The organism is Candidatus Obscuribacterales bacterium, from assembly GCA_036703605.1.
Classification (GTDB): Bacteria; Cyanobacteriota; Cyanobacteriia; order RECH01; family RECH01; genus RECH01.
This window is the reverse complement of the sequence record DATNRH010000004.1, coordinates 1-10240: the sequence shown is the minus strand read 5'-3', so window position 1 is coordinate 10240 and position 10240 is coordinate 1. Positions and strand designations below refer to the sequence as shown.

General features: G+C 57.1%; 9 protein-coding genes. 8 read left to right on the top strand and 1 reads right to left on the bottom strand.

Features of this window, described 5'->3' with window-relative positions:
- Positions 1-3036 (bottom strand): alpha-mannosidase (locus V6D20_00160; GenBank protein ID HEY9814210.1); only part of this gene is annotated, 3036 nt, incomplete at its 3' end.
- A gap of 144 nt (positions 3037-3180) precedes the next feature.
- On the opposite strand from V6D20_00160, the gene V6D20_00155 reads away from it, so the two are divergent.
- From V6D20_00155 to V6D20_00120, 8 genes are all read left to right on the top strand, one after another.
- Positions 3181-4473, top strand: coding sequence for a hypothetical protein (locus V6D20_00155; protein HEY9814209.1), 1293 nt, complete (start codon positions 3181-3183; stop codon positions 4471-4473).
- A gap of 95 nt (positions 4474-4568) precedes the next feature.
- Positions 4569-4685 (top strand): photosystem II reaction center protein I, encoded by a 117-nt coding sequence (locus V6D20_00150; GenBank protein HEY9814208.1) that lies wholly within the window; start codon positions 4569-4571, stop codon positions 4683-4685.
- Between the two features lie 102 nt (positions 4686-4787).
- The gene (locus V6D20_00145; GenBank protein ID HEY9814207.1) at positions 4788-7694 is read left to right on the top strand and encodes a DUF3769 domain-containing protein; all 2907 of its coding nucleotides are present in this window, start codon (positions 4788-4790) and stop codon (positions 7692-7694) included.
- A 250-nt stretch (positions 7695-7944) separates the two neighbouring features.
- Positions 7945-8943, top strand: a complete 999-nt coding sequence (locus V6D20_00140; GenBank protein HEY9814206.1) for an AI-2E family transporter — start codon at positions 7945-7947, stop codon at positions 8941-8943.
- A 60-nt stretch (positions 8944-9003) separates the two neighbouring features.
- Positions 9004-9273 carry a membrane protein insertion efficiency factor YidD gene (gene yidD / locus V6D20_00135; protein ID HEY9814205.1) on the top strand — a complete coding sequence of 90 codons (270 nt, stop codon included), beginning with the start codon at positions 9004-9006 and terminating at the stop codon, positions 9271-9273.
- The gene (locus V6D20_00130; protein ID HEY9814204.1) at positions 9263-9439 is read left to right on the top strand and encodes a hypothetical protein; all 177 of its coding nucleotides are present in this window, start codon (positions 9263-9265) and stop codon (positions 9437-9439) included. The genes yidD and V6D20_00130 overlap by 11 nt, the downstream gene beginning before the upstream one ends.
- A 5-nt stretch (positions 9440-9444) precedes the next feature.
- Positions 9445-9960, top strand: a complete 516-nt coding sequence (locus V6D20_00125) for a hypothetical protein (GenBank protein HEY9814203.1) — start codon at positions 9445-9447, stop codon at positions 9958-9960.
- 73 nt (positions 9961-10033) lie between these two features.
- Positions 10034-10240: MAPEG family protein (locus V6D20_00120; protein ID HEY9814202.1), on the top strand; the 207-nt coding region annotated here is incomplete at its 3' end.

The window sequence follows — 10240 nt, the reverse complement described above, 5'->3', positions numbered from 1 at the left end:
CAGATTAACCGGCCGCACCGACTGAGGATCGACATAGGCCGAGAGCAGACCAAGATTTGCCCAATCGACCCTAGGTGCAGATTGTCCATGGCATTCATAGGTACGGACAATCCAATGGTTGGGCGAGTCCTCCGATCGCTTCAAGGCCGCCAGAATCAAATTATCGGGCAGTTCCAAAAAGCTGCCCACCGGTGGCAGAGTCGGCGTATCTCCAACTCCAGGGAGAGCGATCGCTTGGATAGGTTGATTTAGATATTTACCGTGGTGAACTGTATGGGCAGCTTGCCAACTGCCACCATGGGGATAAATAGCGTAGGTAAATTGGTGATGACCGCGATCGGCTTGAGGGTCTGGCCAGAGGGGAGCCTTCAGCAACGTTAGGCGCAGTTGGCTAGGCTGGCTATCATATCCATGCTTCGTATCGCTGAGCAGACTGACGCCGTAGTCCCCATCCGCCTGGGTCACATCTGCCCAATGCAGCGCCGGCACTTCCCACTTGGCCTGCTCCGCTGGCGTTGTGGGTCGGGTCGATCGCTCAATCGCGGCAAAGGGAGCATCATAGGTCGCCACATCGGCAGCGATCGCCAAAGGAAAGGCAGCTTTCAAAACCACCTGTTCTTCTTGCCAATCCACCTGGGTTTCCATGCACAGAAGGGGCGATCGCGCATCTAGCACATAGTCTTGGGTAATCGTGGACTGATTCAGATGACGCACCACCCGCAGCCGTTGGCGCAGAGGGCCCCACTCCTGCCACTGGATGGAGACCAGGGTTGTGGGCGGTAGGGCATGGTCGGCATAGTCGGGGGCGATGTTCCAGGCATCCCAATATTGACCGCGATCGCGAAAGGCTTGAAGCTGATTGCCGGGAGCGCTGAGCACTTGGCGATCGCTCTGGTAATCATAGAGGCTAGCAATATCTCCGGTTTCAGGATCAATCTGCACCCGGAGATAGTCATTCTCTAAACACCAGTGGTCAGGGCGATCGCTGCCCCCTGATCCTGCCATCGAGGGTTCCGGCACTAGCCACACCAGGTAATAGCCCACACTGGGCACCGTGACTGAAACCAAAAGCTTAGGAGCGTCTATTGTACCGCTGCGCTGGGCCGGTAGGGGTTGACCTTGGTGATCCACAGCCATCCAATTCGCATCGGGCAAGGATAATATTACCACCGCCGATCGCTCTCTAGATAAGGAATTCACCAACAGCACCGGACGAGCATCGGATCTAGGAGGCGTTGCATCAATTCGACAGGCGATCGCTTCTAGGGCGCGATCGCGAAGGTAATATCCGGTCTCTAGGGCCGCTTGCCAGGATTGATTGGCGTCAACAAAAACCTCGGGAATGGAAGAACCGGGTAAGATATCGTGGAATTGATTAAATAAGACCTGTTTCCAAGCCGTTTCTAAAGCCGCTGCCGGGTAGTCGCAGGCGGTCACTAGGGTAGCCAGACTCGACCACAGTTCCGCTTGGTAGAGGGCTTCTTCACAGCGACGGTTGTACCATTTCTGATCGGCGTGGGTGGTGTAGCAACCGCGATGGAGTTCTAAATACAGCTCGTCTTGCCAAACGGGGAGAGACGTTGAGGATGCGGCCAGGCGATCCATCACCGAATGCACCCGATCAAAGGTCAGGGTTGGGAAAAAGGGCGATCGCTGCCAGCGCCGTGCCACCTCTAACATGTCGCGGCTAGGGCCACCGCCATGGTCGCCCACGCCGGGCAGCCACAGCGATTCCTGCACCTGGGTCTGCTGTTCCCAATTTCCAGCCACCTGGCTCATTTTGATGGGATCAATACCCACACCAATCGGCGGCAGCATGATACTCAAAACCTGGCTACCATCGGGCGATCGCCATTGAAAAAGACGATGGGGAAAGCGGGTGGTGTCGTTCCAGTCCAGCTTCAGGGTGGCAAAGTAGCGAATGCCGCCCTGGCTGAAAATCTGCGGCAGTTGGGCACAAAAGCCAAAGCTGTCGGGCAGCCAGGCCACGGCACTGTAGTCACCAAAGCGATCGCGGCAGTAGCGCTGACCATAGAGCACTTGCCGAACAATCGATTCTCCCTGGACAATCATCAGCTCCGGCTCCACCCACAGGCCAGCAATCACCTCCCAGCGCTGCTGCTGAATCTGCTGCTGGATGTGGGCGAACATCTCGGGACGATGCTCCTCCAGCCAGGCGTAGAGAGCCGGGGTGGAATGACCAAACAGCAGTTCAGGGAAGGCTGCCTGCAAATCCAACACCGATTGAAAGGTACGTTCTGCCACTTCCCAGGTTTCCGGAATTGGCCAGAGCCAGGCTAGATCCAAATGGGCATGGCCTAGGGCCGAGATCGTCCGTTGTTTGAGCAGGTAACCCAAGGGACGCAGGCGATCGCGCAGTCCCGCCAAGGCATGGTCAAAGGCAGCTCGGTGAGCACGGGCACCCCAGGGGATCTCATGAAGCACAAGGGCGATCGCCTCTAGTTTCTCAGGAGCCAAATATTGATAGTACTGCAGCATTACCGTGAGTTCATCCGCCACAAAGCCTGGCTCCGGCACCGGCTCCAAACCACCCTGGGGATTTTCGTAAAGACAGATGGAGGTGACCAGGGCTCCGTCATCATGCCCCGGACTCACCAATCGCAGCGCCACCTCAAAGTCCTGCCCTGGCTGTACCGCCTCGCTGAGCATCAGCCGCACGGCACAGTCAAACAAGTCCCCTTCCTGCACCAAGCGACCATCCACAAAAATCTGGGCTAACTCCGCCCACCACAGCAGCGACAGCCGCAGCGTCAATCCCGCCAGGGGGTAGCCATCGAGGGCGGTTGGCACTCGGATCACCTGCCGTAGCCACAGCACCTGCTGCCCCTTCGCCCAGGCCACATGCCCCCGCTCATTCACGGGAGCGATCGCCCAGGGAGCCGATTGGGTGGGTGGGGTCAGGTCAGGCACGTAGACCGCCTGCCAGGTGGTTTGGATCACAGCCTGGGTGAGGCTGCGCAGGCGATCGCTCGCTTGGGTAATACAGGTGACCGCATCGGCAACAGAATCAATCATGGGTCTGGGCAAGATTCGAGATAGGATTGAGCTACAGCTAGCGGACGGTTCTTCACCACTTCTGATCAGCAACCTCACCGCTCAGCCTTCTGTTTCAGTGTATGGGTTCGAGCACCACACCTCCATCGATAGGACGATCGCACCATGACCACAGGGCCCTATCAAAGCCGCATTTTAAATCAATTAACCCAGAACTATCGCCGTCTGCGGGACGACCTGCAGCTAACCTGGCGCAAAAGTGCGATCGCCATGGTCTGGGGGGTGCAGGTGCTGCTCTATCCCTTCTATGTGGCTACCCAAACGACCCGCGTTTTAGGACGACAACTGCGGCAAACCGTGCGGCGGGTTTTACCCCAACTGGGAACCGCAGCAGCCCCGCCCACCGCCGACACGCCCCTGCACGACACCCTGCGATCGCTGCCGTCGCTAGATCTGCCCGCCATCTGGGAAGATGCCATGGAGCCAACGTCAGACCCCGCCCAGGCGAACCCCGATCCTGCAGCCGTTCTCGAACCCCGGCCGCCCCGTCTGCAAAACTGGCTGCGATCGCTCATCTCCCAGTTCAAACCCGCTGCGCCCCTGGCCCTACCTGCCGGTCGCCTCTACCTGCAGCAGAGCGAGACCACCCAAGTCATCCAAGGTCTGGCCTGCCAGGTGACCAGCCAAGCCCTCGTTCTCATCGGCCATGAAAACAGCGTGGTGGACTGCCTGACACCAGAGCAACAAACTCGCCTCCAGCACCGCATGGTCTTAGCCCTAGCCGACTACTACCACCAGCAGCGCATCTATGCGCCACCGACTCAGGGTCTAGCCCTACCCATGACCGACGATCGCGTCCTGCCGCCCATGCGCTGGATGAACCAAGCGATCGCCTGGATGCAGACCGGGCCGGTGGCGATCGCCGCTAACCTGTTCCAAGAAGCCCAAGCCCTGCCAGAACGCCAGATTCCTAGTCCCCAGCGATCGCCCTGGCAGACCCTGCGCACCTTCTGGAATCCTGAAACCTCTGCCCTCGTGCCCACCCACCCCACCCCGGATCCAGCCGCATCGTGGGGTCTGCGCTATGAAGACTGGGAAACCCATGGGCCAACAGCGCCGACCGCCCGGATAGCCCCCGGCTGGATCACGCCCTATCAAGCACTTCAGCCAACCCAGCCCTCTCCCGCCCCCCTGCAAACCCAGCAGCCCTCATCGCTACACACCGAAGTTCCTCCTGCCAGCACTCATTCTGCCGAGAGCTTGATCTATTCCCAACCCAACGGCGTTGATCCTGGAGAACCCGACTGGATCGAAACCGATGCTCTGGTCATGGGCTATGTGAAGCATCCCCTCGAACAAGTCTTGGAATGGCTAGATCTAAGTATGGTGTGGCTAGAAGAGCGGACCACATCCCTTTGGCACTGGGTTCAGACACATGTGCAGCGATCGCGATCCTGAGGCAAATTGGGTCACCAAGGAAACTCTCGGCAAAAGGCCACGTCATTTCGTATGATAATAAAGCTTGATGACGGCAACTGTTTGGAGATATCCCCATGCTGACCCTTAAAATCGCTGTTTACCTCGTAGTCGGATTTTTTATCGCCCTGTTTGTTTTTGGCTTTCTTTCAAATGACCCGGCTCGGAACCCTAACCGTCGGGATTTTGATTAAGACTATTGGTCAATTAATCGGTTGATCGAACGAGACTATGTTGGAGAAGGGCAGCTTGTGATGATTTGTTGAGCTGCCCTTTAGTTTGCCCTTAAGATGTCTATGCCATATCTGGTTGAGCCACCTCCCCCGCCTCCCATTATCAGGGTTTTAGAATCCCCAGAGTCTGATTCATCAGACTCGGCTTCGGGCCAAACGCCGACAGCAACCGTTGCCAATGCCCATCTCCCCACCATCGATCCGGCGATCATCCCTGCTCCGTCTCCGCCAGAGTTGATCGTTATGCCTGAGCGTCTTCCTGCCAGCACAACGCCTGTCCTACCCGCGATCGCCAACACTCCAACCGCACCGCCATCGGTTTTAGGGCCACCGTTAGAGCTACAGCCGTCAGCCTGGCAGGCGGATCCTGGTCTGACCGTCAGCCTAACGCCCTTGGAGGAGCTAGGAACTCCATCCATAAGCACCTGGGACTATCCCCATGCAGATGCTCCGTTCACGCCTCAAGCAGCAACGGTCAGTCCAAGTCAAGGGATAGCCTCCCCATCCAGCACACCGCCATCCAACCTAGCAGCGGCACCCTCGTCCGCCACCCCTGAACCAGACAGGGTTACATTCCCAACGTCTCTGCCAGAACTCGATGGGTTGACCTCTCATCAACTGCCGCCGGATAGCCCAGTCCATGGGCTCAGCACTCTACCCATGCCGAGTGCATTGCTGGAGCAACTAGAGCGACAGCTTACGCAATTACCTACGGCTCAGCCCTCTTCTGAAGAGCAAGAGACCGCAGAGGACGATGATGCGCCTGCCTCTGAAACCGATCTGACTCGTCCCGATCCAATTTTTGCTCCCTTTCCTCCCACTCCATCCCAGGAACCCGACACGATCCCCGGCTCGATTCCCGACTCGATTGAGGACTTGCCCAACGAGGACGTACCGGAGATACCGGACGACGATCGTCCGTCCTTGCCAAGCCTGCCGCCAGATCTTGAGTTTGAACGGGAGGATCTCCCCGAGCTTGAAGACAGCGATCGCCCCACCCTACCCACAGTTCCACCTGGGCTAGATCCGGAAGTAACCGACGAGCTTGACGAGGTTCTTCCACCCGAAGACAGCGATCGCCCCACCCTGGTGATCCCCGATCCATCCACCCCGCCCCCAGCAACCGAGGCACCCGTTCCCAGCGATACTCCCATCCCGGTTGAGCCAGCTCAAGACATCGTAGAACTCACCGCCGACCGCCAAGACTTTGATGAAACCCAGCAAGTCTTTGTGGCCGAAGGCAACGTGGAAATGCGTTACCAAGATTCGATTCTGCAGGCCGATCGCCTGCGGGTCAATTTGGTCAACCGGCTAGCCGTTGCCGACGGAAATGTTGTCTACATCGAACCCGGTCAACTGCTCCAGGGCGATCGCATGGAGTATAACTTCGTGCGGCGGGAAGGCACCGTCTTCAATGCCAGCGGTCAAACATCTCCCACCAACGATCCCCCGGCAACCCCTCGACCGGCTGATGGCGAACTCCTCGCCGAGGATCCCGAATCAGAAACCACTGAAGAATTCTTACCCCTCACCGTCAACTCCACCGGCAGCTTGTCGATCGGTGAAGGCAGCAGCATAGTAGGGCAACAAACGGGTGGAGGCGTTGAACGTGTTCGCTTTGAAGCCGAGCAGATCGAGTTTTACCCCGGCGGTTGGACAGCCACCAACGTGCGGCTCACCAACGATCCCTTCTCCCCTCCAGAACTGGAAATTCGCTCCAACTTAGTGACCTTTACCCGCCTATCGCCCACTCGCAGCGAAATTCGGGCGCGCAATCCGCGCATGGTCTTTGACCAAGGATTTACCCTACCGCTCCTCCGCGATCGCGTCATTATTGATGACCAAGAACGCAGTAGCCCCCTGCCTATTTCCATCGGTATTGATGAACGCGATCGCGATGGAGTCTTTATCGAGCGCACCTTCGAAGTGCTCAACGAGCCCCTCATTCGCGTCCAGATTACACCGCAGTTCTATATTCAGCGCGCTTTTGATCAAGGGTTTGATCTATCAGATTCATCGCTCTACGGCGTGACGGGGCGGCTCGACATGCAGCTTAGCCCCACCACTCGCCTAGCGGGGCAAGTCGAACTTACCAGCCTCAACTTTGAAGAGGAAGACTACGACGAACGCATCCGGGCCCAGCTCCGCATTAGTCAGTCTATTAACCGCCATACCCTCTCGTTCCAGTCTGCCTACCGCGATCGCGTCTTCAACGGTAGTCTAGGATCCCAAAACGTACAGTGGAGCTACGGGCTACTCCTCACATCCCCGACCTATCAACTCGGCAATACGGGGATCAACCTCACCTATCAAGCCAGCATCAACCGTATTAACGCCAACATTCGCCAAGAGCGGCGTGATGACTTGCTGCCTCCTCGCCCACGCACCAATAACCGCGCCACCCTCACCCGCTATGAAGCTGGCTTCACCCTCTCCCGCAGCTTTCGCCTATGGACAGGGGAAGCCCTACCCGCCACCCGAGAGGAAGGATTGCGGTTTACACCCACGCCGCTCGTTCCTTCGCTTGATCTCATCACCCGTCTCCAAGGTTTTACGGGCTTTTACAGCAGCGGAGATACCCAAACAGGGATCACCGCCTCGATTGGCGTGCGGGGGCAGGTAGGCCATCTATCCGACGATGCCTTCGACTATCTAGCCTTTAACCTGACCTACTCCATCACGCCGGAGGGTCCCAAGTCGCCCTTCATCTTTGACGAATTGCGCGATCGCCAAGTGCTATCCGGTGGACTAGTCGTGCAGCTCTTTGGGCCGGTCTTAATCGGCTTCCAAACCTCCTACAACCTAACCGAGCAAGAAGAAATCAATACCGATCTTCTCCTGCAATATCAGCGACGCACCTATTCCATCTTTTTGCGCTACAGCCCTACCCGTGAGACGGGCTCCTTCGGTCTTCAAATCAATGACTTTAATTGGACAGGCGTCACCGAGCCGTTCTCTGAATCTGAGTAACATGCTCCCCCAGTTGACCTAAGTTCGACGGAGATGATCGGTTAGTACGTAGGAGAACGTAACGATTGGCAAGCATTTAGCCTCACCTCTCTCCTAGGGGGGGTGGCAGAGCGATCGCAACAGTTTTCTATGAAGTAAGCGGACATGAACCGCGCATTGGACCAACCAACAACCAATCTTCAGGGGCAATCCTAGGGGCACTATGGCCAAAAATAGCGGTGCCGATCTGCAACGAATAGTACTAATCACCATGGCCCTGGCCTTACTGGGAGTCTTAGGACTGCTGCTGTGGGTCTTAATCGACGTGTTGCTCATGCTGTTTTTAGGGGTGCTGCTGGCGATCACCCTGCGGTTCGCAGCGGGACAAGTACAACGCTTGACTCCCATCCCCCATCCCTGGTCACTGGGGGTGGTGCTGGCAATCGCACTGGTGCTGCTAGGGCTAAGCCTAGTGCTGCTAGTACCGGCGGTGATCGGGCAATTTGGCGATCTAGTCGAGCAGGTCGAGACGGCCCTCGTTTCGCTGCAAGACTTTATCACCTCGGGGCCTTGGAGCGATCACATGCCCCCCGAAGTAATCGACGACCTGAACGACACCAGCAACCTGCCCAGCATACAAAACACTCTGAATAGATTGACCGGAGCTTTTGCTGAAAGTTTTGGTATTTTGGCTAACCTGTTTTTTATTTTCTTCACCGCCCTGTTTTTGTCCGTCGATGCCCATCTCTACCGGTCTAGCCTGGTGCAGTTGGTGCCTCTCCAGGGACGTCCCCGTGCCCGCCAGGTGATCGACCAGGTAATCAACGGTCTCAAAATGTGGCTGCTGGGGCGACTGGTGTCAATGGTGCTGGTCGCCCTGGTCATCGGCGTTGGCCTGCACCTACTGGGCGTGCCCCTGGCCCTGGCCTTAGGGGTGCTGACTGGGCTATTTGAGTTTATTCCGGTGGTAGGGGCACTGCTGTCGGCGGTGCCCGCCATTCTCATGGGGTTTACCGTAGGGCCAATGATGGCCCTGTACGTGGCGGTGTTTTACCTGATCGTGCAGCAGGTAGAGGGCAATGTGCTCACCCCAATCGTGCAGATGAAGACCGCCGACTTGCCGCCGGTACTGACGCTGACCGCCGTGGTCGCCATGGGGCTGCTGTTTGGCCCGCTGGGGGTGCTAGTTGCTACCCCCCTGGCCCTGGTGGGCATGATTTTGGTGCAGGAGCTATATATCCACGACATTTTAGAACGTCAGCCCCAATAAAAGGTCCAAATAAACACCTACTGCACAGCTACACTGGTCATAGTGCGCCTCCCATCCTCCATGCTGAAATCCCTCGCTACGTCCCTGTTGATTGGGCTCGTTCGCCTCTATCGCCTGATTATTTCTCCCCTCTTTCCTCCCGTCTGTCGCTTCCAGCCCACCTGCTCCCAATACGCCATGGAAGCGATCGCTCGCTTTGGCCCGATACAGGGAAGCTGGATGGCTCTGCGGCGCGTTTCCCGCTGTCATCCCCTTCATCCTGGTGGCTACGATCCGGTACCGCCGCTATCGTCTTCTGGCTCTGAGACACCCCCATCCCATGAACCCTGACGACAGCGATTCGAGCGATCGCCCCAATAGTTTCCTGCTCATTGCCTCTATCCAGGGAGTCCTTCAAAGATTCGATCGCCTGACGATTCGAGCGATCGCCCCGATATTTTCCTGCTTTCGGGGCTCAACACCTGCTAAAATAGCTGCGTTGTTTCAGCGTGTTTAACGTCTTTGAGTCAATCAGTAGACCTACCGCAAGACCTGCCGAAGGTAGACGAGTTTTTACAAGAACTTGCGACGATCCAACAGACCGGAGCGAAGCGGATCGCGATACTGGGTTCGCGGCATGTGCCCATGACCCATCAGTATCTCATTGAACTCATGAGCTACGCGCTGGTGTTGGGCGGCAACCAACTTCTCACCTCCGGCGCAACCGGGACAAATTCTGCCGCCATCCGGGGGGCCATGCGTGCCGACCCCAATTTGTTGACGGTGATTTTACCCCAAAGCCTCGATCGCCAGCCGAAGGAATCGCGCAAGCAGCTTGAAAAAGTGCTGCACCTCGTCACCAACCCAGCCCATGATGACTTGCCCCTAGCAGAGGCTAGTGCCATCTGCAACGAGGAAATTATCTCTCGGTGCCAGCAGCTCATCTGTTTTGCCTTCCACGACAGCCGCACCCTGCTCAAAACCTGCCAGGATGCAGAGGATCAGCGTCGGCTCGTCACCTTGTTTTACCTAGACTAGGACTCTAGGAAGCTATCCACCCATTCCCTAGAGTTCCAACGGTTTGGGCAGCATGACCTATACCTATCAAAGCATGGCACTTTCGTTCGTTGAGACAGTCTCAACCCCCACAATTTTGCTGTACAGCGTAGCGATCGCTGCTTTGTTGATCTATCTACCCTTCTTTGTGGTGGGCTATGGGCGCTTAAAAGCTGGCTATAACTCATCGGCTCCTCGCGCCCAGTTTGATCACCTGCCTCCCTACGCTCAGCGGGCGACTTGGGCCCATCAAAATGCCTTC